19 protein-coding genes and 1 pseudogene are annotated in these 19,513 nt (G+C 62.4%); all 20 read right to left on the bottom strand.

Translation table 11 applies throughout. The features are described from left to right. Positions 1-303: 303 nt before the first annotated feature. Positions 304-1,215, bottom strand: a complete 912-nt coding sequence (locus BN9444_RS07275; protein ID WP_068801671.1) for a tetratricopeptide repeat protein — start codon at positions 1,213-1,215, stop codon at positions 304-306. Between the two features lie 3 nt (positions 1,216-1,218). Then, a complete protein-coding gene (locus BN9444_RS07270) occupies positions 1,219-1,530 on the bottom strand; it encodes a thiamine-binding protein (protein WP_066490903.1) in 312 nt (103 codons plus the stop codon). A 68-nt stretch (positions 1,531-1,598) separates the two neighbouring features. Further along, positions 1,599-3,701, bottom strand: a complete 2,103-nt coding sequence (locus BN9444_RS07265; RefSeq protein ID WP_068801670.1) for a RecQ family ATP-dependent DNA helicase — start codon at positions 3,699-3,701, stop codon at positions 1,599-1,601. Between the two features lie 38 nt (positions 3,702-3,739). Continuing rightward, positions 3,740-4,024: a hypothetical protein gene (locus BN9444_RS07260; protein ID WP_068801669.1), complete on the bottom strand. Its 285-nt coding sequence runs from the start codon at positions 4,022-4,024 to the stop codon at positions 3,740-3,742. Next, entirely contained in the window at positions 4,024-4,716 is a 693-nt protein-coding gene (gene nucS / locus BN9444_RS07255; protein WP_068801668.1) for an endonuclease NucS, read from the bottom strand. The genes BN9444_RS07260 and nucS overlap by 1 nt, the downstream gene beginning before the upstream one ends. Positions 4,717-4,797: 81 nt before the next feature. After that, positions 4,798-5,301, bottom strand: a complete 504-nt coding sequence (locus tag BN9444_RS07250; RefSeq protein ID WP_230384024.1) for a DUF2550 domain-containing protein — start codon at positions 5,299-5,301, stop codon at positions 4,798-4,800. Positions 5,302-5,571: 270 nt separating this feature from the next. Then, on the bottom strand, positions 5,572-5,943 hold the full coding sequence (locus BN9444_RS07245) for a F0F1 ATP synthase subunit epsilon (RefSeq protein WP_066490883.1): 372 nt from the start codon (positions 5,941-5,943) through the stop codon (positions 5,572-5,574). Between the two features lie 10 nt (positions 5,944-5,953). Next, entirely contained in the window at positions 5,954-7,402 is a 1,449-nt protein-coding gene (gene atpD, locus BN9444_RS07240; protein ID WP_066490872.1) for a F0F1 ATP synthase subunit beta, read from the bottom strand. A 3-nt stretch (positions 7,403-7,405) separates the two neighbouring features. Then, complete coding sequence (locus BN9444_RS07235) at positions 7,406-8,380, bottom strand: F0F1 ATP synthase subunit gamma (protein ID WP_066490870.1); 975 nt, start codon at positions 8,378-8,380, stop codon at positions 7,406-7,408. A gap of 56 nt (positions 8,381-8,436) precedes the next feature. Next, positions 8,437-10,077 carry a F0F1 ATP synthase subunit alpha gene (gene atpA / locus BN9444_RS07230; protein ID WP_066490863.1) on the bottom strand — a complete coding sequence of 547 codons (1,641 nt, stop codon included), beginning with the start codon at positions 10,075-10,077 and terminating at the stop codon, positions 8,437-8,439. 85 nt (positions 10,078-10,162) lie between these two features. Continuing rightward, a complete protein-coding gene (locus tag BN9444_RS07225; RefSeq protein WP_066490852.1) occupies positions 10,163-10,981 on the bottom strand; it encodes a F0F1 ATP synthase subunit delta in 819 nt (272 codons plus the stop codon). Positions 10,982-10,987: 6 nt separating this feature from the next. After that, positions 10,988-11,548, bottom strand: coding sequence for a F0F1 ATP synthase subunit B (locus BN9444_RS07220; protein ID WP_066490850.1), 561 nt, complete (start codon positions 11,546-11,548; stop codon positions 10,988-10,990). A 44-nt stretch (positions 11,549-11,592) separates the two neighbouring features. Continuing rightward, positions 11,593-11,832 (bottom strand): ATP synthase F0 subunit C, encoded by a 240-nt coding sequence (locus BN9444_RS07215; protein ID WP_066490849.1) that lies wholly within the window; start codon positions 11,830-11,832, stop codon positions 11,593-11,595. 104 nt (positions 11,833-11,936) lie between these two features. After that, a complete protein-coding gene (gene atpB / locus BN9444_RS07210; RefSeq protein WP_230384023.1) occupies positions 11,937-12,710 on the bottom strand; it encodes a F0F1 ATP synthase subunit A in 774 nt (257 codons plus the stop codon). A 530-nt stretch (positions 12,711-13,240) separates the two neighbouring features. Then, positions 13,241-13,732, bottom strand: coding sequence for a Cg1360 family ATP-synthase-associated protein (locus BN9444_RS07205; RefSeq protein ID WP_420888713.1), 492 nt, complete (start codon positions 13,730-13,732; stop codon positions 13,241-13,243). 49 nt (positions 13,733-13,781) lie between these two features. Continuing rightward, positions 13,782-14,957 carry an MraY family glycosyltransferase gene (locus BN9444_RS07200; protein ID WP_068801667.1) on the bottom strand — a complete coding sequence of 392 codons (1,176 nt, stop codon included), beginning with the start codon at positions 14,955-14,957 and terminating at the stop codon, positions 13,782-13,784. Between the two features lie 93 nt (positions 14,958-15,050). Beyond that, positions 15,051-15,713 carry an L-threonylcarbamoyladenylate synthase gene (locus tag BN9444_RS07195; RefSeq protein ID WP_068801666.1) on the bottom strand — a complete coding sequence of 221 codons (663 nt, stop codon included), beginning with the start codon at positions 15,711-15,713 and terminating at the stop codon, positions 15,051-15,053. Positions 15,714-15,786: 73 nt separating this feature from the next. Continuing rightward, on the bottom strand, positions 15,787-16,641 hold the full coding sequence (gene prmC, locus BN9444_RS07190; RefSeq protein WP_068801665.1) for a peptide chain release factor N(5)-glutamine methyltransferase: 855 nt from the start codon (positions 16,639-16,641) through the stop codon (positions 15,787-15,789). 3 nt (positions 16,642-16,644) lie between these two features. Further along, a complete protein-coding gene (gene prfA / locus BN9444_RS07185) occupies positions 16,645-17,721 on the bottom strand; it encodes a peptide chain release factor 1 (protein ID WP_066509399.1) in 1,077 nt (358 codons plus the stop codon). Next, positions 17,721-19,480: pseudogene (gene rho / locus BN9444_RS07180) on the bottom strand (transcription termination factor Rho). The gene prfA and the pseudogene rho overlap by 1 nt, the downstream one beginning before the upstream one ends. Positions 19,481-19,513 lie beyond the last annotated feature (33 nt).

Below are 19,513 nucleotides of genomic sequence, written 5' to 3'. Positions count from 1 at the left end.
AGTGTGAGCCGCTCGATAGCGCACAGAGTTATGTATCGTCTTCTGCACCAAACGTGAAGCGGCTCACGTACGGGTGATATAGGGATACTAGACCCGCTCTTTTCTGTCGCGAAAACCTAGGAAGTACAGGGTTAATGTGGTTTTAACCCCAGGGCTAGGAAAGGGGTGTCCGCGAAATTCGCCAAGCGAACACAAAGCCCCGCACGGGTGAGCATTTCTCTCACCCGTGCGGGGGATAACCCGACAGCCAGGTCGCTATCGTGGCTGTTGGACGCGCCGCAGCGTGCAGCTGGTCACACTCGCCTAGTACAGGGCGCTCGCCAGCTTGGTACGTGCCGCGAGGACACGCGGGTCGCCCGCGTCGAAGAGTCCGAAGAGCTCGAGCAGGCGGTCGCGCAACGCAGCCTTCTCGTCACCCGCCGTGACCTTCATCGTGTTAATAAGGCGGTCAAAGGCCTTTTCCGGCACGCCGGCGACGACCTCGGCGTCCGCAGCATGCATCTGCGCGGCCGGCGAAGGGTCGGTCTCTGCCTCGGCGATGGGGTCTTCGACGCCGGAGATACGCTTGAGCAGCTTCGTGGTGTCGCGCGCCTGCTTGATGTCCGTTGCCTTCGGGTCGTCCGCGAGGATCGAGTCGTAGACCGCGATGGCTGCGTCGAAGTCGCCCGCGTTGAGCGCGTCCTCGGCCTGCGTCACGCGCGGATCGAGCTCCGGTTCCTGGGGCGTATCCCCCGCGTCCGGGATGCCCGACAGTTGGGCGCCGACCTGCTGGACGAGGGCGGCGACCCACTGCTCGAGGCTCTCGCGCGGCTGGCCCCCCTCGAAGTGGGTGATGGGCTTGCCCGCGGCGAGCGCAATGACGGTAGGCAGGTTTTGTACGCCGAAGACCTGCGCGACCTGCGGGGTGGCATCCGCGTCGACGTAGCCGACCACGAACTTCAGGCCGCCAGCCGCGGCGAGGTCCGCGAAGTCGGCCTTCAGTTGCTCCGACTGCGGCGAGCGCGCCGTGCCCACGAGGACGACAACGGGCACTTGGGCGCTGCGGCGCGCGACGTCTTCTTCGAAGTTGGCCTCGGTCACCTGGAAGAAGGGCTGGACGCCGGCAGACGAGCCACCTGGCTGCGGGGCAGATGCCGCCTTGGCGCGCGCGTCATTGCGTGCTTTAAGCTCGCCCAGATCCAGGGCACCGCCGACGAAACGATTCGGAATAGTCATGGCTTAAACCTCCCCATTCTTCAGGTGGCGCTCGACGGCCTCGACCTTGCTGGTGAGCTGGCCCGTCACGCCCTCGCGAATATCGGCCTTAATCACAAGACCCGTACGCGGCGAAACCGCGCGTACGGCGTCCGTGGCCTTCTTAATGACGGCGAAGACCTCGTCCCACTCCCCTTCCAGGAGCGTGAACATGGCGTTCGTCTCGTTGGGAAGGCCGGATTCGCGCACGACCTTCACGGCGGCGGCGACGGCCTCGGACATCTCTGCGGTGGGCGACTCCACAATCGTGGGCGCGACAGAAAAAGCGACAATCATGCGTGCGATTCTACGCGCGCGAGCCACCCCACCGCCGGGTGGATCGCACTCAACGATCAGCCCTGTGATCACCCCCGAGCCGCGAGTGCAAAGGGCAGGACTTCTGCCCCCGTTGTTGTGAAAATGCCGCTGCCCGCGACGGTGACGGACCACGCCGTGTCCACGAGATCGGTCACGAGAAGCACCGGTCCGCCCGCCGCGGTGAGGACGTCCTGATTGATGCTCGCAAAGTCATAGTGCTGTAGCAGCCCCATGACGCGGTAGGCGGAGTTCTGCGCGGTGACCTCCGTGACGCCGGGCGCGGTGCGCAGGGTGCCGGCGAACTGCATGCGTCCCAGTCCTGCGACCGCCTGGGCGAGGCGCTCGACGAACGCCGTGGTCTCCGGGTCCACGTTGCCCAGTGCGACGACGGAGGTGGGACGCGTCTGCCAGTCCCAGCCGGCGAGGACCTCGACGACCTGCGGCAACCACGGGTCCTGCTGCCACGGCTGGCTGGGCACCCAGGCACGCTCCGTGACGAGCGTGGTAAGCGCCGGGCCACGCCCAATGTCATTGAGACGTCCGAGCGCCTTGCCTTCACCCACGCCCTTGATACGGCCCTTGACCGCGACGGGCCGGGTGATACCCGTCGGCCACATCTTACGGCGTGCGAGTGCGACGCCGGGCGCGGTAAGTTGCGCCCTAACGGACTGGCCGACGGCGGCGTCGACGCTCGGATCCCAGCGTCTGCCCGTACAGTTGTCGCAGCGACCGCAGGGGTCGGTCGCGGTGGCGTCATCGAGCTGGTGGCGCAGGAAGAGCATGCGGCATTCCGTCGTCGCCTCGTAGTCAAGCATGGCCTGCTGCTCCGCTGTGCGCGCGGCGGCGAGGCCTTCATAGCGGGCCGAGTCATAAGACCACGGCTGCCCGGTGGACTGCCAGCCGCCTTGCACGCGCTGGACGGCGCCGTCTACGTCGAGGACCTTGAGCGCCTGTTCCAAACGCGAACGGTTAAGGTCCACGTGCGGCTCAATCTTCGCCGTGGACAACGGGCCGTCCGTGTTCGCGAGGACCTCGAGGAGCTGGCGCACGACCGGCTCGGGAGGGAAGGTAAGCGACGCGAAATAACCCCAGATGTCCTGGTCCTCAACGCCGGGCAAAAGGAGGACTTCCGCGTGATCGGTGCCGCGGCCCGCGCGGCCGATCTGCTGGTAATAAGACACCGGCGAGCCGGGTGCACCGACGTGGATGACGAAGCCCAGGTCCGGCTTGTCGAAGCCCATGCCCAGCGCGGACGTCGCTACAAGCGCCTTGAGCTCATTGTGGATGAGTGCCTGCTCAAGGCGCTCGCGTTCCTCGGCCTCTGTGCGACCGGTGTAGGCGGCGACCTCAAAGCCGGCACCGCGCAGCACCTCCGCGAGGTCCTCCGCCGCGGCGACGGTAAGGCAGTAAATAATGCCCGAGCCGGGCAACTCATTCAGGTGCGTCGCGAGCCAGGCCGGGCGCTGCGTCGTATCCTCGAGGCGCAGCACCGCCGGGTAGAGCGACTCACGGTCGAGCCCGCCGCGCAGCACGCCGGTGTTCTCCCCCAGCTGTGCCTGAACATCCGCGACGACACGGTCATTCGCCGTCGCTGTCGTGGCCAGCACCGGCGTATCTGGGCGCAGGCCAGCGAGCAGATCCTTGATGCGCCGGTAGTCCGGGCGGAAGTCGTGGCCCCAATCGGAGATGCAGTGCGCCTCGTCAACGACGAGCATGCCGGCGGCACGGCTAAGCTGGGGCAACACCGCGGTGCGGAAGGACGGATTATTGAGGCGCTCGGGAGAGATGAGCACGAGGTCAGCCTCCCCCGCAGCAATCGCGGCGTGGAGATCATCCCACTGCGTCATGTTCGCGCTGTTAATGGTCACCGCGCGGATGCCCGCGCGGGCGGCGGCCTCCACCTGATTGCGCATGAGCGCCAACAGCGGCGAAATGATGACCGAGGCCCCAAAGCCACGGGTACGCAGCAACTTGGCCGCGATGAAATACACGGCTGACTTGCCCCAACCAGTGCGCTGCACCACGAGCATGCGGCGGCGCTGATTGACGAGCGAGTCGATGGCGGTCCACTGGTCGTCACGCAGATGGGCCTCGGATCCGGCGATGCCTTGGAGGAGGACGTCGGCTTCTTCACGGGTTGCGGGGTTCATGCCTTCCAAGTCTATCGGCGTGCGCGAAGCGTCACGCCCTAGCGGCGTTCCCAGCAATGCCGGTGCCAGTGGCGGCGGTCATCCGCGCGCCCGCCGGTATCGCGTGGCCATGCCACGATGTGCGCGACGCCGGGCGGAATGTTCTGGTTGCAGCCGGGGCAGATATAGAACTTCTTCGCAGCAGCCGAGCCGATGTGTCGCATAATGTAGGGCTCGCCGTGAGTCCAGCTGGGCCCCTCGACGGTCTGGGAACCGAAGAAGGAAGAGCCATCGGCAGGCAGGTAGCGTGGTTCGGTCTTGATTCTTCTATTGCGACGTGGCATTAGAACAGGCGCAGCTCGTTGCTCTCAATGCCGCGCAGATCCTGGTAGTCAAGCACGACGCAGCGGATGCCACGGTCTTCGGCGAGGGTGCGAGCCTGTGGCTTAATCTCTTGGGCGGCGAAGACGCCCTGGACCTTACCCAGCAGCGCGTCGCGGTTGAGCAGGTCGAGGTAGCGCGTGAGCTGTTCCACGCCATCGATACCGCCGCGGCGCTTGATCTCCACGGCCACGTGGTGGCCCTCAGCGTCGCGCGCCATGATGTCCACGGGTCCGATGGCCGTGGGGTACTCGCGACGCACGAGGGTATAGCCCTCACCGAGGGTCGTGATGTGCTCGGCGAGCAGCTCCTGCAGGTGGGACTCGACACCGTCCTTCACCAAGCCTGGGTCCTCGCCGAGGTCATAGGCGAACTCGTGGAGGATTTCCTGGATAGTGATGCGCAGCTGCTCCCCCTTGGGATTTTCTACGAGCCACAGAATCTCGCCCGTGTCCTCGCCGTCGAGGTCCATAATGGGCGACTCCTCGAGCGTGCACGGCGGCTGCATCCAGTTGAGCGGCTTATAAGCGCGATCGTCCGCGTGGACGGACACGGAGCCGTCCTTCTTCACGATGAGCAGGCGGTCTGCGAGCGGCAGGTGTGCATCGAGACGGCCAACATAATCCACGGAGCAACGGGCGATGACTAAACGCATGCTCACTACCCTAGCGCGGACGGCGCGCGCCCTTGCAATCGGCTTTCCGATGCCCCCTTGTGCCCAGCCATGCAGGCTGGCTTAGCGTCCCTGCTGGCGCTTATCCCGCTGCACGCGCTCGCGCAGCTTCTTAATGTCCATGCGCTCAAGCCGCTTGGACGGCGCCGACTCAACCCAAGCGTTGAGCGCCATCGCCCCATGGAGATCCGTGGCAAGTTCGTACTCCTGGCCGGCGGCCTGGAAATGAACGGCCTCGGTGGCCTCCGTCATAAAAGAAGCCTCGTCATCGTCGAGGGTGCGAGAACCCAACAATTCGATGTCGAGGCGACCTAGCGTAAGATCGGCGGCCGGCCATACGGAACGCAGCTTGTAGAACTCCATGAGCTCACCACGGTAGCGCAGCAGGCCGTGGCGCCAATTGTGCGTATCCTTGGCCGGCACGGTGCGCAGAAGCACCTGGGTGCCGTTGGAACGCAGAGCAAAGAAGCGCACGGCGGCGAGCAGCACCACAACGACGACGATGAGCAGAACAAGCCAGCCCAGAATGGTCATCACGGTCTCCACGGCGGTGCCACCTCCATGCAAGAGATAAATCTAAATTGGGGTTAGAGGCAACTCTAGCGCGTTCGCATTCCCTTGCGCTAAAAAATGACCGAATGCGGGTCAAGGATCACACGCGTACTGGCCCGTTTGTGGTGGGCACGGGGCATTTCGTTGCGCCGAGAGACGCACCCGGTCCGACTGCCAAAACGACGAATCCCGCCTCCCCTTCCCGAAGGAAGGACAGGCGGGATGCGACTCAAGCGAGAGCAGGAAGGGCCTTGCTGCCCTTGTCATCTCTCCAGCCGCAGAGTCTTAAGACTCCTGGGCACGACGGACGGCGCGCTCACCGGCGGTCTTACGAGCATTCTCCAGCCATTCGCTGGTGTGCTCGTTGCCCACGGTGGTGTCCTTGCCGTATTCGTCGGACCACACGGCCCAATCGGCAAGGACGGTCACCTTGTCTGCGTTGATGGAGAGGAAGCCACCCGACACGGCGGCGACGCGACGGTCGCCGTCGACCGGACGGATGGTCACGACGCCGTTCTCGACCAGCTGGCCGATCATGGGCTCGTGGCCAGGAAGCACGCCGATCTCACCCTCGGTGGTCTCAGCCGTGACGATGGTGGCCTTGCCAGTCCACAGCATGCGTTCGACGGAAACCAGTTCCACGGTGATGTCAGCCATGTGCGTCTCCCTACTTCTTCTCGGTCAGCTTCTTGTACGCAGCCTCGACGTCGTCCAAGCCACCCAGGCCGTTGAAAGCCTGCTCCGGGTAAGCGTCGAACTCGCCATTGCAGATGCGCTCGAAAGCGTCGATCGTCTCGGACAGCGGGACGTAGGAGCCCGGCAGGCCGGTGAACTTCTCTGCGACGAAGAAGTTCTGGCCCAGGAAGCGCTCGATACGACGTGCACGCTGAACGGTGATCTTGTCCTCTTCAGACAGCTCGTCCATACCAAGGATGGCGATAATGTCCTGGAGTTCCTTGTTCTTCTGCAGAATACCGATGACGCGCTGCGCAACTGCGTAGTGGCGCTCGCCGACGATGGACGGCTCGAGGATACGAGACGTCGAGGTCAGCGGGTTCACGGCCGGGTAAATACCCTTGGACGCGATACCACGGTCAAGCTCGGTCGTGGCGTCAAGGTGGGCGAAGGTCGTCGCCGGTGCCGGGTCAGTGTAGTCATCCGCCGGGACGTAGACGGCCTGCAGGGAGGTAATCGACTTACCCTTGGTGGAGGTAATGCGCTCCTGCAGAACACCCATCTCATCAGCCAGGGTCGGCTGGTAACCCACGGCAGAAGGCATACGACCCAGAAGGGTCGACACCTCAGAACCGGCCTGGGTGAAACGGAAGATGTTATCGATGAACAGCAGCACGTCCTGGTTCTGGACATCGCGGAAGTACTCCGCCATGGTCAGGCCGGACAGGGCCACGCGCATACGAACTCCCGGCGGCTCGTCCATCTGGCCGAACACAAGGGCCGTATCCTGCAGAACGCCCATCTCTTCCATTTCGAGGAAGAGGTCGGTGCCCTCACGGGTACGCTCGCCGACGCCGGCGAAAACGGAGGTACCGGAGAACTCGCGTGCGATACGAGTAATCATCTCCTGGATAAGAACGGTCTTACCCACACCTGCGCCGCCGAAGAGGCCAATCTTGCCGCCCTTGACGTAAGGGGTCAGAAGGTCGATGACCTTAATACCCGTCTCAAGGATTTCGGTCTTACCCTCGAGCTGGTCGAATGCCGGCGGCTCGCGGTGGATGCCCCACTGCTCGCCGTCACGGCCCAGACCCGGCTGGTCGAGGCAGTCGCCGAGGGCGTTGAACACATGGCCCTTGACGATGTCACCGACGGGAACCGAAATCGGCTTGCCGGTGTCGGTTACGACGGCACCGCGAACGAGGCCGTCAGTCGGTGCCATGGACACGGCACGGACGAGGTTGTCACCGAGGTGCTGAGCGACCTCGAGGGTGACAGTCTTTGCAACAGCTTCGAGGGAGATCTCGACGTGCAGTGCGTTGTACAGTGCCGGCAGTGCGCCGCGCGGGAATTCCACGTCGACGACCGGACCGATGACGCGCACGACGCGACCGGCAACCGCCGAATCCTGTGCATTCTGCTCTTGCAGAGCTGTAGTCATAATCTAGTCACTTTCTGCGCTGTCAGATAGCGCGCCAGCGCCACCGACAATCTCTGTAATTTCCTGGGTAATCTGTGCCTGACGGGCCTGGTTGGCCACACGCGACAGGTCCTTGACCAGGGCCGTCGCGTTATCAGTTGCAGACTTCATAGCGTTGCGTCGGGAAGCGGACTCGGACGCCGAAGACTCCAAGAACATGGAGAACAGCGTACGCGAGACATACTGCGGAAGCAGGGCATTCATGAGAGTGTCTGCGTCCGGCTCGAACTCGTAGTCTGCAGTAACCTCTTCCGTCGTCGCCGCAGTGGCGGACTCCGGAAGCTGCAGATCCTCTTCCTGGATGACCGGAACGACTGGCAGCAGCTGCTGCGCACGCGCAGTCTGAGACAGCATGGACTCAAACTCCGTGAACACAACGTGAACCTCGTCGAAACCGCGGACCGGCTGGCCCTCGTTGACGCCTTCACGCGACTTGGCCGTACCATTCGAACCCGCGAGGAAGCCATCAATAATGTGACGGCGCACGTTGTGGGTTGCCTCCCAGGACGGATCCTGAGAGAAACCGGTCCAGGCACCTGCAACCGGATCTTCGCGGAACTTGTAAAAGCCCACGCCCTTGTTGCCGGTGACGTAACGAACGACCTCGAGGCCGCGCTGCTTGAGCGCCGCTTCCAGCTCGGCCGCCTTCTTGAAGACGTTGTTGTTGTAGCCACCGCACATACCGCGGTCCGAGGAGACCACGAGAATGGCAGCTACACGCGTGTCTTCACGCGGCGTAAGCATCGGGTGGTCGAGCGAGCTAGCCGCAGCGAGTCGATTCATAACGTTGTTCAACTCTTGTGCATACGGCTGGGACGCTTCCACGCGAGCCTGCGCCTTGGTAATGCGCGAGGTAGCAATGAGCTCCTGAGCCTTGGTGATCTTCTTAGTCGAGTTCACGGACCGGATACGGTCGCGCAATTCGCGAAGATTTGCCATGGTGTTCGCTCCTCCCTTCTTTAATCTAGACGGTTAAAAGTCGTTGGATGTGTGACTTACTTGGCCGTCTTGCGGGAGACGTTGAGCTCGGTCTTCTTGTGCTCCGCCTCTGCCAGCGGCTCCACCGGAGCCTCGGTGCCGAGGTTGTGGCCCTCGGTCGTCTGGAAGGTCGGAGTGAAGTCCTTTGCACCAGCGAGAAGCGCTTCCTTGGACTCGTCGGTCAGAGCCTGGCCGCCAGCAATCTGCTCGAAGACCTGCGGCGCGTTGGAACGCAGGTACTCCTGCACATCGCGCTCGAAGCGGCGAACGTCCTCGACGGGAACGACGTCGAAGATGCCGGCGTCGGCCAAGAAGATGGACACCATCTGGTATTCAACCGGCTGCGGGGAGGACTCGGACTGCTTCAGCAGCTCGACAAGGCGCTCACCGCGCTCCAGCTGAGCCTTGGAAGCAGAGTCAAGGTCCGACGCGAACGCGGCGAAGGCCTGCAGGTCGCGGTAGGACGCGAGGTCCAGACGCAGGTTACCGGCAACCTTCTTCATACCCTTGGTCTGAGCGGCACCACCGACACGAGACACCGACACACCGACGTTAATTGCCGGACGGACGCCCTGGTTGAACAGGTCGGACTCCAGGAAGACCTGGCCGTCGGTAATGGAAATAACGTTGGTCGGGATGAAGGCGGAGACGTCGTTCGCCTTGGTCTCGATGATCGGGAGAGCCGTCATAGAACCAGCACCCATGTCGTCGGAGAGCTTTGCAGCACGCTCCAGCAGACGGGAGTGCAGGTAGAAGACGTCGCCCGGGTATGCTTCGCGTCCCGGCGGACGACGCAGCAGAAGGGAAATCGCACGGTAGGCCTCAGCCTGCTTGGTCAGATCATCGTAAATGATCAAGACGTGGTCGCCCTGGTACATCCAGTGCTGGCCAAGAGCAGCACCGGAGAACGGTGCCAGCCACTTGAAACCTGCGGAGTCAGAAGCCGGAGCAGCCACGATGGTGGTGTACTCCAGGGCACCGTGCTGCTCGAGCGTGTGGCGCACGCCAGCAATGGTGGAACCCTTCTGGCCGATAGCGACGTAGATGCAGCGAACCTGCTTGCTCTTGTCGCCGGACTCCCAGTTAGCCTTCTGGTTCAGGATGGTGTCGATGCAGACTGCGGTCTTACCGGTCTTGCGGTCGCCAATGATCAGCTGACGCTGGCCACGGCCAATCGGGGTCATTGCATCGATAGCCTTGATGCCGGTCTGCATCGGCTCTTCCACCGGCTGACGCTGGAGAACGGAAGGTGCCTGCAGCTCGAGGACGCGGTCCTCTTCGGCTTCAATCGGGCCAAGGCCGTCAATCGGCTGGCCCAGGGGGTTGATAACGCGGCCGAGGAATGCCTCGCCCACAGGAATGGAGAGAACCTCGCCGGTCCTCTTGACCTCGTCGCCCTCAGTAAGGGACTCGAAGTTGCCCAGGACAACGACGCCAATCGAGTTGGTGTCGAGGTTCTGTGCGACGCCAATCACGCCGCCGGGGAACTCGAGAAGTTCGTTAGCCATAACGGAAGGCAGGCCAGAAACCTGCGCAATACCGTCGGCTGCCGAAATCACCACGCCGGTCTCCTCACGGGAGGCCTCCGCGGAGTAGCTCGAGGTGTAGTTCGCAATCGCGCTACGGATCTCATCGGAGGAGATCGTCAGCTCCGCCATGTTGTTCCTACTCTCGGTAGTATCGTCCAATAATTTCTAAAGTTGTGTCGTCATCGAAGACGAGCTGAAGGAAAGGCTAAAGCCTTTACTTCGACATCGCGGTACGCATACGAGCAATCTTGCCCGCAGTGGAACCGTCGATGACCTCGTCGCCGACGCGGATGATCATTCCGCCAAGGATGCTTTCGTCAACCTCGGAGTGAATGGACATCGCACGACCGTAAATCTTGCCCAGCTTGTCGGCGAGTGCTTGCTGCTGATTGTCATTCAGTGCGCCCGCGGAGGTGACATAGGCGATGGAGCGGCCCTGCAGCTCAGCTGCCTGGGATGCCAAACCGGCAATGTCATCAATCGGGTTGTGCTCGGGGCGAGCGATGGTCTGAAGCGCAAGCGCCTCAGTGAACATCGTGACCTTGCCATAGAGCACGTTCGCCAGCAGTCCGCGCTTACGCGCAGACTCAGCAGTGCGATCGGTAAGCAGCTGGGTCAGCTCGCCCTCACGGTCCAGAATGCGCGACAGGCGGAATAGCTCGTCTTCAACCTGGCCCAACTGGCCCTGAGCCTCGGCACCGCGCAGAAGAGCGCGACGGCCGAGATTAACCAAGCCGTTCACGAGGTCGCGAGCGGACGACCACTGGTGGGTCACAACGTCCTCGAGCACGCGCAGAGCGCGGTCCGAGACCTTGGAACCAAACAGGGTGTTCACGAGCGCCTTGCGAGCATCTGCAGAAGCAGCCGGGTCCTTGAGGGCGCCGCGCAGCTCGCGGTCGCCATCGAGAACCTCGACAACCTCAAACAGATCGAGGCCGGTGCGTGCAAAGTCTGCGACCGCGTCGCCACCGTAAAGGACAGAGTCCAAGGTGGTCTGCGAGGTCGCGAGTGCTTCGCGGCTAGCTGCCTTCATGTCTGCCTACTTTCCGGCCGGTGCCACAGTGTCGAGCTCGGACAGGAAAGCATCAATCGTGGAGGACTTGCGGGTGGCGTCCGAAAGCTCGCCGCCCAGCAGCTTCTCTGCGAGGTTGATGGAGTTCTGACCGATTTCGGAACGCAGCTCGGTAACGACCTGTGCACGGGAAGCTTCCAGCTGCTTCTCGCCAGCGGCGACAATGCGGCGGGACTCTTCCTCAGCCTGAGCCTTTGCCTCAGTCTCGATCTGCTTGCCGCGCTCACGCGCCTGCTCACGGATCTCGGCAGCCTCGGCACGGGCATCAGCCAGCTGAGCGTTGTACTTCTCGAGTGCAGCCTTGGCCTCAGCCTGCTGAGCCTCGGCGCGCTTCAGGCCGCCCTCGATCTGGTCTTCGCGTGCCTGGAGCATCTTGTTGTACGCCGGAAGAACGAACTTCCAGAACAGGAGCAAGATGACTACGAAACAGATCAAAGACCAGACGATGTCATAAGTCGCGGGGAGAAGAACCGAGAACGAGTCCTCGTTCCCTTCTTCGGCCGCAGCCAAATAAAAGACGTTGTTCATTGGTCTCCAGTCTTAAAAAGGTTGGTGTGGTTAACGCGAACTTTTTAGAACAGGAAGCCGGCGACCAGGCCGATGAGGGCGAGGGCCTCGGTGAAGGCGATACCCAGGAACATGGTGGTACGCAGCTGGCCGGCCATTTCGGGCTGGCGAGCCATTGCCTCGACGGTCTTGCCGGCGACGATGCCGATGCCGATGCCCGGGCCGATAGCAGCAAGGCCGTAGCCGATGGTGCCGAAGCCAGTGAACTTGGTAGCAGCGTCAGCAGCCAGGATGATTTCGTTCATGGTGAAAGTCGTTCCCTTTCGTGTTCCCCGGCCTGTGTATCAGTCCGGGATGAAGATGTTGATGGAGTTGAAAGAATTCTTAGGTCGTGTAGCCGACCTTCGCCCTAGTGCGAATCCGCGTGGAGGGACAGCTCGATGTACACCGCCGTCAGCAGAGCGAAGATGTACGCCTGCAGGAAGATGACGATGATTTCGAACAAGCTGAAAGCAATACCCAGGATGATGGTGACACCCGAGAGAGCCGTCCAACCATTCAGCTGCCAGAAGAAGAAGTTCGAAGCAGAGAACAGCAGGACCAGAATGATGTGTCCAGCCAGGAAGTTCGCCATGAGACGAATGGCAAGAGTGACCGGTCGAAGAATGAAGGTCGAGAAGAACTCGATCGGCACGACGAGCAGGTGCAGTGCCGGCGGTAGGTTAGGAATAACCACCGACGACTTGATGAACTTGCCAAAGCCGTAGCGCTTTGCGCCTGCGTAAATCATGGCGATGTACGCAACAGCGGCGAGCACGATAGGCATGCCGATACGACCATTAGGAGAGATGTTCAATCCCGGAATAATGGTCGGTACGTTCATAAAAAGGACCGCGAAGAAGATGGTCGCGATAATCGGAAGGAATCGCTTCGCCTCCTTCTTACCCAGAATGTCTTCAGCAATATAGATGCGGACGAAATCGACCGCGTGCTCGCCGACATTCTGCAGACCCTTAGGAACCAGCTTCGGGTTCTTGAAAGCCAGCGCGAAAAGGACCACCAGAACGAGCGTCATCAAAACGCGAACGAACATAAGGCGGTCGAACGCAAACGCGCCGCCAGCAAAGTCCCGAAGGAACAGCTCAGAAGGATTAATTTGCCCCGGGAAGAATTCCTCACCCAAGTTGGGCTCGTGGAAGTGGCCACTTAGGGCCAAAGTTGTAACGCTCAGCGTTCTCTCCCGTGTTTGGGCCGTACGTAGTTCGTGAAAACTCACGCACGGTGCGATGGACGTCTCAAGCTCTCTGCCACAACCTCGGACTCCGTCGCACATCACACGTTGTGGCAGGGACTTACCAACCAAGATCCGTCATCCTCGCAGGTTATGCGGCGAAAATGTCGAATCTGCGGTAACCCGCGGTAAATAATATCAGGTTAGTAACGGGTTTTCGCCCGCGGGGGCGCGCTTTTGTTTCGCCTGACAACGCCTACCGACTTTTATCACAAACCCGTGTCACTGAGCACGCGATTTACCCTGCCCACCTGACATAAGTAAGATGCGTCACAAAGGAGATGATCCCGCAGTAAATGGGGGTAGCTGCACTTATTCAACCCGCCCCTAACCGGGGGATTAAACTCTTAAAGCACGTATCAACACCGAATGCCCGCCCCCACTTCTTCGGGGACGGGCGTGGACCAGTGCTGAGCTAATTTTTAGAAGACGTTCGACATCTGCGAAGTCATGACTCCCCACACCTCGGAAGCTAGGACGACCACGAGAACGGCGACCACGGTGATAAACAAGGCCACGTGATGGTAGAACTCGAGATCACGAATAGCCGCCATGACAATAATCAAGAGCACAAGCTTGAGCAACCAGCCACCGAATACGACAGCAAGGGTCGTATTAGGCGTCGTATTGGAGGTAAAAAGCACCGACGCTGCCGTCATCAAGACGAATGCGCCGCCGATGGCCGCTCCGATGAGCACTCCCCAGATACCCGGCAGCCCAGCTACGCCGCCCCAGATAGCGAGCGACACAATCGTGATAGCTACAAGGCCTTTCCAGCCAAAGCTCACGGCACGCTGAAGCGGACGGCGCGGGTCATCAATGCCCTCAACACTGTTGAGCGGAGGCAGCTGCGCGGAATTGTCCGCGGAATTGTCCGCGGAGTTGTCGTTGTGGGAAGCGGTGGATTCAGACACGGGAGATGATAATACCGCACCCTTCGCACTCCCCCAATGCTTAAGTCGCTTAGGCCGGATGGACGTGCTCCACGACCGTTGTCGGTCGACGCTGTCGGCCGATCTTGCCTTGTCGCAGCGGAATGAGGGTCGCAACGAAAGCGAGGACTAGCGCGACGATGGTAAACGTCACTGCAGCCGCCGGCGGCACGATAGAGAAACTCACTGCACCAAAAGCCACAGCAGAGACCCACATGTAGAGCACGAGCACCGTTCGGCGATGTGTGTGTCCCAGGGAGAGCAGGCGGTGGTGGATATGGAGCTTGTCCGCTGCGAACGGGGATTTGCCGTGCGAGACGCGGCGTACGACGGCCCACACGAGGTCGAGCACGGGCACAAAGACTGCGGCCGCCACCACGATTAAGGGGCTCATGAGAGCCACCATGTCCACGCCGCCATAGAGCGACATGTTGATCTTGCCCGAGGCCGAGGTCGACGCAGCGGCGAGCAGCAAGCCGATGAGCATGGCGCCGGTATCTCCCATGAAGATGCGGGAAGGCTCAAAGTTGTGCGGAAGGATTCCGGAACAAATGCCCACGAGCGCCGCCGCGATGATGGCCGGCGGGTACGCCGAGACCGCGCCACCTTGGTCATGCAGGACGGTCAAGGAGAAGATGAGGATTGCGGCTCCTGCGATCATGCCCAGGCCCGCAGCCAGCCCATCCAGGCCATCGACGAAGTTGATCGCGTTGATGAGCAACACCGTAATGAACACAGTAAAGAGTGTGGACTGGACTTGGTCGAGGACAATGGTCGTTCCATCGCCTGCCGGGACGAAGAAGAGAGTCCAGCTCAGCCCCAGCACACTCATGACGCCGGCGGCGACCACCTGTCCCACGAGCTTGACCATGGCAGACAGTTCGTAGAGGTCATCGATGATGCCGACCAGGACGATGGCGGCGGCCGACCAGAGGACCGCGGTCATCTCCGGGGTGACGGGCATAAACCCGCGCGTCAAGGCTGGAAGCTGTTGGGCAAGAAAGATGGCCGCGATAAAACCGGTAAACATCGCCACGCCGCCCAGCTGCGGGGTGGGTTGCGAGTGGGCGTCGCGCTGGCGGATCTCCGCCACGCGGCCGGTGCGAACAAGCAACGAGCGCACCGCGCCAGTGCACAAGTACGTGATGGCGGCGGCGACGAGCAGCACGAGACCAAGCTCACGCAGCGGTACGCCGGTTCCAGCCATCTATCTTTCTTCCTTCGTCATGTCGCGCTCTATTCCACAGGGAAATCGGCGCCGGGCAGTATCAGTTTTGAACGGTTAGTCGCGGACGGCCAGTTACGGACGCGTGCGCAGAGTCTCCGCAGGAACACTGATGACCTCAGAAATCTGCTCGGCAGAAATCGCGCCTTCGCGCAGGAGGTACGGGTGCGCCTGGGACAGGTCGACGATGGTCGACGGCTTGCCGATGGCGGCCTCTCCCCCGTCAAGGTACACGGACACGGCCTTACCCAGCTGCTGCTTGGCGGCGATGGCCGTGGTCGGCGGAGTGTGCCCCGAGATGTTGGCAGAGGACACAGCCATAGGACCGACCTCGCGGAGCAGCTCGATAGCGACGGGCTGCAAGGGCATGCGCAGCATCACGGTGCCGCGGGTATCGCCCAGGTTCCACGGCAGGCTGGGAGCCTGCGGAACGACGATGGACAGTCCGCCCGGCCAGAAGGCCTCGACGAGCAGCTGCATGGTATCCGTCATCGACGCGACGAGCCCCTTGTACGTATCCCAGGAACCGACGAGCACCGGCACCGGCATATCCGGGCCGCGGTGTTTCGCAGCGAGCAGGCTCGCTACGGCGTCGTTGTCGAAGGCATCGCAGCCGATGCCGTAGAGGGTATCCGTCGGCATGACGACCAGGCGCCCAGACTTCGCGGCCTTGACGGCTTCAGCGATGCCCTCGGCACGGGTGGCCTCATCGGCGCAGTTATAAATCTTTCCTTGCATGTCTAAGGATTCTCCAGCCTTGACGGTGTGTGGGGACGGTTAATGGGGTGCGTTCCTGTTAACCCGGACTAGCTTACTCGTCTCGTAGGGCAGTCACGAAGCGTGGTGTGCCCGTGAGATCCGTGAGGGGTTTAATTGCTGTAAATCCCCCGGCGTCATGCAGCGCGGCCTGGACCAAGGAACTGGTCGTATCGTCGTGTTCGATGCCCACGCGGCCGCACGGTTTCAGCAAGCGGGACACCGCCGGCACCATCTGTCGAATGAGCGTCATGCCGTCTGCACCGGAGAAGACCGCCTCGTGCGGGTCGGCGTAGACCTCCGGCTCCAGGTCATCGGTCTCTGGAACGTAGGGCGGGTTCGTCACGATGAGGTCAACGCTACCATTAAGCTCCGCCAGGATTTCGGGATCCGTGACATCGCCTTGGATGAGCGTCACGCCGGAGTCGGCGAGGTTGCGTTGGGCGTAGGAGAAGGCGGCATCGGAAAGCTCGACGGCATAAACCCGGGTGTTCGGGACCTCGTGCGCGATATACGCTGCCAAAGCTCCGGAGCCGGTGCACAAGTCCACCACCAGCGGCGTCCCGCTCGCTGCGCGCGCGGTGCGGAGCGAGCGCACCGCCCACTCCGCGAGGACCTCGGTCTCTGGACGCGGGATGAACACACCGGGGCCGACCTCGAGTTCCAGGGGTCCGAACCAGGCGATGCCAAGGACGTGCTGGAGCGGCTCGCGGCGTTCACGGCGGGAGACGAGTGCCTCATAGGCGACGTCGAAGCCGGGCATGGGTTTCTCATGGAGAGGAATATCCATGTGTCCGGTGTGTATGAGATACGCGGCCATGAGTCTCGCGTCCCACTCGGGGCTGGACACACCAGACGCGCGAAGGCGCTCCGCAGCACTGCGAAGCGCCTGTCCGTAGGTGTGGGGCACCGTTTAGTCCTCGGCCTCGAGGCGCTCGGCGCGCTCCTGGGCCTGCAGGGCCGTGATGAGATCCTGCATGTCGCCGTTCAACACGTGGTCCAGATTATTGGCCTTGTAGCCAATGCGGTGGTCCGTGATGCGGTTCTCCGGCCAGTTGTAGGTGCGGATGCGCTCGGAACGGTCCATGGTGCGCACCTGGGAAGCGCGCTGTTCGCCGGCCTCGGCCTCGCGGGCCTCGCGCTCCATCTGGTCTAGTCGGGCCTGCAGAACCTGCAGGGCACGCGCCTTGTTCTGGATCTGGGAGCGTTCCTTCTGACAGGTCACAACCAGGCCGGTGGGCAGGTGGGTGATACGCACGGCCGAGTCGGTCGTGTTAACACCCTGGCCGCCCTTACCGGAAGAACGGTAGACGTCGACGCGGATATCCTTCTCGTCGATGCTGACAGACTCGATCTCGTCCGGCTCCGGGTAGACGAGCACGCCGGCCGCGGAGGTCTGGATGCGGCCCTGGGATTCGGTAACCGGCACGCGCTGGACGCGGTGTACGCCGCCCTCGAATTTGAAGACGGACCAGGCGCCGTCGCGCGACGGGGTCTTGGACTTGAAGGAGATGGACATGTCCTTCACGCCGCCCAGGTCGGATTCGTTGAGGCCGAGGACCTCCCACGCGAAGCCGGCCTTATCGGCGAAGCGCTCGTACATGCGGGCTAGGTCGCCAGCGAAGAGGGCGGCCTCTTCGCCACCGGCGCCAGCCTTGATCTCCATAATGATGTCGTCGCCATCGTGCTCGTCGCGGGGCGCGAGCAAGTCAGCGAGCTTTTCTTCGAGCTCGACCACGAGCGGCTCGAGGCGGTCGACCTCCGCCTGGAAGTCGTGGTCCTCGTAGGCCATCTCCTTGGCGTCCGCGAGATCCTCGCGAGCCTGTACGAGCTCATTGTTGATGCTCACGATGGGACGAAGCTCCGCATAGCGTTTGGACAGCTTGCGGAACATCTTTTGATCACCGGCCACCTCAGGGTCGGCCATCTGCATTTCGATGCCTTGGTACTCGGAGACGATGTCGTCAACGAGGGAAACTTGGCTAGCCATTAGACGTAATCCTCCACATCCTTGTCCGCGACCATGGGCGCGGAGCTGGCGATCTGCATGAGGAACTCGCCATTCGATTTGGTCTTCTTGAGCTGCTTGATAAGCAGGTCAATGGCCGCGAACGAGTCGAGGCCAGAGAGGATGCGACGCAGCTTCGTCATGATCCGCGCCTCCTCTGGGACGAGCAGGAGCTCGTCCTTACGGGTGCCGGACGGGTTAACGTCGACGGCCGGGAAGATGCGGCGCTCGGAAATCGCGCGGTCCAGCTTGAGCTCCGCGTTACCGGTGCCCTTGAACTCCTCGAAGATGACCGTGTCACCCGTGGAGCCGGTCTCCACCATCGCGGTGGCGATGATGGTGAGCGAGCCGCCGTTTTCGATGTTGCGCGCAGCACCCAGGAAGCGCTTCGGCGGGTAGAGCGCGTTGGAGTCCACACCACCGGAAAGGATGCGGCCCGAGGCCGGGGACGAGTTGTTGTACGCGCGGCCCAGACGGGTAATGGAGTCGAGGAGGACGACGACGTCCTTGCCCTGCTCCACGAGGCGCTTGGCGCGCTCGATGGCCAGCTCCGCGACGGCGGTGTGCTCTGACGGCGGACGGTCGAAGGTCGAGGCAATGACCTCGCCTTTGACGCTGCGCTGCATATCCGTGACTTCCTCAGGACGCTCGTCAACGAGGACAACCATGAGGTAGCACTCCGGGTTATTCGTGGAAATCGCATTCGCGATGTTCTGCAGAATGGTCGTCTTACCGGCCTTCGGCGGGGAGACGATGAGCGCGCGCTGTCCCTTACCAATCGGCATGATGAGGTCGATGACGCGCGTGGTGAGGATCTTGGGATCCGTCTCTAGGCGCAGGCGCTGGTTCGGGTAGAGCGGCGTGAGCTTGCTAAACTCTGGGCGATCCTTCGCCGTCTGCGGGTCGAGGCCGTTGACGGAGTCGACCTGCACGAGCTGGTTGTACTTGCGGCGGTTACGGCCGTTGCCCAGCGTCTTAGTACCAGCTCCGACCTTGACCTGGCCGGTCACAGCGTCGCCGGAGCGCAGACCCAAGCGGCGCACCAAGTTGTTGTTGACGAAGACGTCGCTGCCCGCGGCGTGGTAGCCGGTCGTGCGCAGGAAGGCCACGTTGTTGTCGACGACCTCAAGGATGCCGCCCACGGCCTGCAGCTCGTCGCCCTCGCGGACCTGCAGATCGCCGTTGCCGCCGTGATTGTTGCCACCCTGACCGTCGTTGCCACCGCGNAAGAACGCTCAGCGCTATCGCCCGCGTTGGAGTCGGCAGAGGAGTCCTGTGCAGCCTCGTCGTCGCCGACGCGGCTGCGCTCGCGCAGGGACTTCTTCGAGTCGTCGTCCTGCGCACCGTTCTCCCCCTGCTCGTTGCGGGCCTCGCGGCGCGCACGATTGCGGCGGGCGCGGCGGGCCTGAGAGCGGGACTCGTAGGTGCGGTTATCGCCGCCGTCCTGCTTCTCACCCTGGTTGGCCTGCTCCTGCGGCTCCTGCTCAGCGGCATTTTCTACGGCTGCAGAGACAGAAGCGTTTTCGGAGGCAGCCTTGCGCGGGACGCGGCGCGGGCTGTCGCCGCCTAGGACGTTGCGCTTGGGCGCGGAGGTCGCGGGGGCATCGGCAGCCTTGGCAGCCTTAGCGCGCTTCGGCGCGGTGCCCGTGGTCAACGCCTCAATGAGTTCCCCCTTGCGCAGGCCCGAAATGCCCTTGAGGCCGCGCTCGGCGGCGAGCTTGCGCAGTTCCGGCAGCTTCATCGACGCAAGGTCAGCGGCTGCGGTGGTGTCCGT

Origin of the sequence: Corynebacterium phoceense (assembly GCF_900092335.1) — a bacterium.
Taxonomy (GTDB): Bacteria; Actinomycetota; Actinomycetes; order Mycobacteriales; family Mycobacteriaceae; genus Corynebacterium; species Corynebacterium phoceense.
The sequence above is the reverse complement of the archived record's forward strand: the minus strand, read 5'-3'. Positions and strand labels throughout refer to the sequence as shown.

Coding starts and splice junctions, on each gene's coding strand:
- BN9444_RS07275 (WP_068801671.1), bottom strand. CDS start 1,215: ATGACTATTCCGAATCGTTTCGTCGGCGGTGCCCTGGATCTGGGCGAG.
- BN9444_RS07270 (WP_066490903.1), bottom strand. CDS start 1,530: ATGATTGTCGCTTTTTCTGTCGCGCCCACGATTGTGGAGTCGCCCACC.
- BN9444_RS07265 (WP_068801670.1), bottom strand. CDS start 3,701: ATGAACCCCGCAACCCGTGAAGAAGCCGACGTCCTCCTCCAAGGCATC.
- BN9444_RS07260 (WP_068801669.1), bottom strand. CDS start 4,024: ATGCCACGTCGCAATAGAAGAATCAAGACCGAACCACGCTACCTGCCT.
- nucS (WP_068801668.1), bottom strand. CDS start 4,716: ATGCGTTTAGTCATCGCCCGTTGCTCCGTGGATTATGTTGGCCGTCTC.
- BN9444_RS07245 (WP_066490883.1), bottom strand. CDS start 5,943: ATGGCTGACATCACCGTGGAACTGGTTTCCGTCGAACGCATGCTGTGG.
- atpD (WP_066490872.1), bottom strand. CDS start 7,402: ATGACTACAGCTCTGCAAGAGCAGAATGCACAGGATTCGGCGGTTGCC.
- BN9444_RS07235 (WP_066490870.1), bottom strand. CDS start 8,380: ATGGCAAATCTTCGCGAATTGCGCGACCGTATCCGGTCCGTGAACTCG.
- atpA (WP_066490863.1), bottom strand. CDS start 10,077: ATGGCGGAGCTGACGATCTCCTCCGATGAGATCCGTAGCGCGATTGCG.
- BN9444_RS07225 (WP_066490852.1), bottom strand. CDS start 10,981: ATGAAGGCAGCTAGCCGCGAAGCACTCGCGACCTCGCAGACCACCTTG.
- BN9444_RS07220 (WP_066490850.1), bottom strand. CDS start 11,548: ATGAACAACGTCTTTTATTTGGCTGCGGCCGAAGAAGGGAACGAGGAC.
- BN9444_RS07215 (WP_066490849.1), bottom strand. CDS start 11,832: ATGAACGAAATCATCCTGGCTGCTGACGCTGCTACCAAGTTCACTGGC.
- BN9444_RS07200 (WP_068801667.1), bottom strand. CDS start 14,957: ATGGCTGGAACCGGCGTACCGCTGCGTGAGCTTGGTCTCGTGCTGCTC.
- BN9444_RS07195 (WP_068801666.1), bottom strand. CDS start 15,713: ATGCAAGGAAAGATTTATAACTGCGCCGATGAGGCCACCCGTGCCGAG.
- prfA (WP_066509399.1), bottom strand. CDS start 17,721: ATGGCTAGCCAAGTTTCCCTCGTTGACGACATCGTCTCCGAGTACCAA.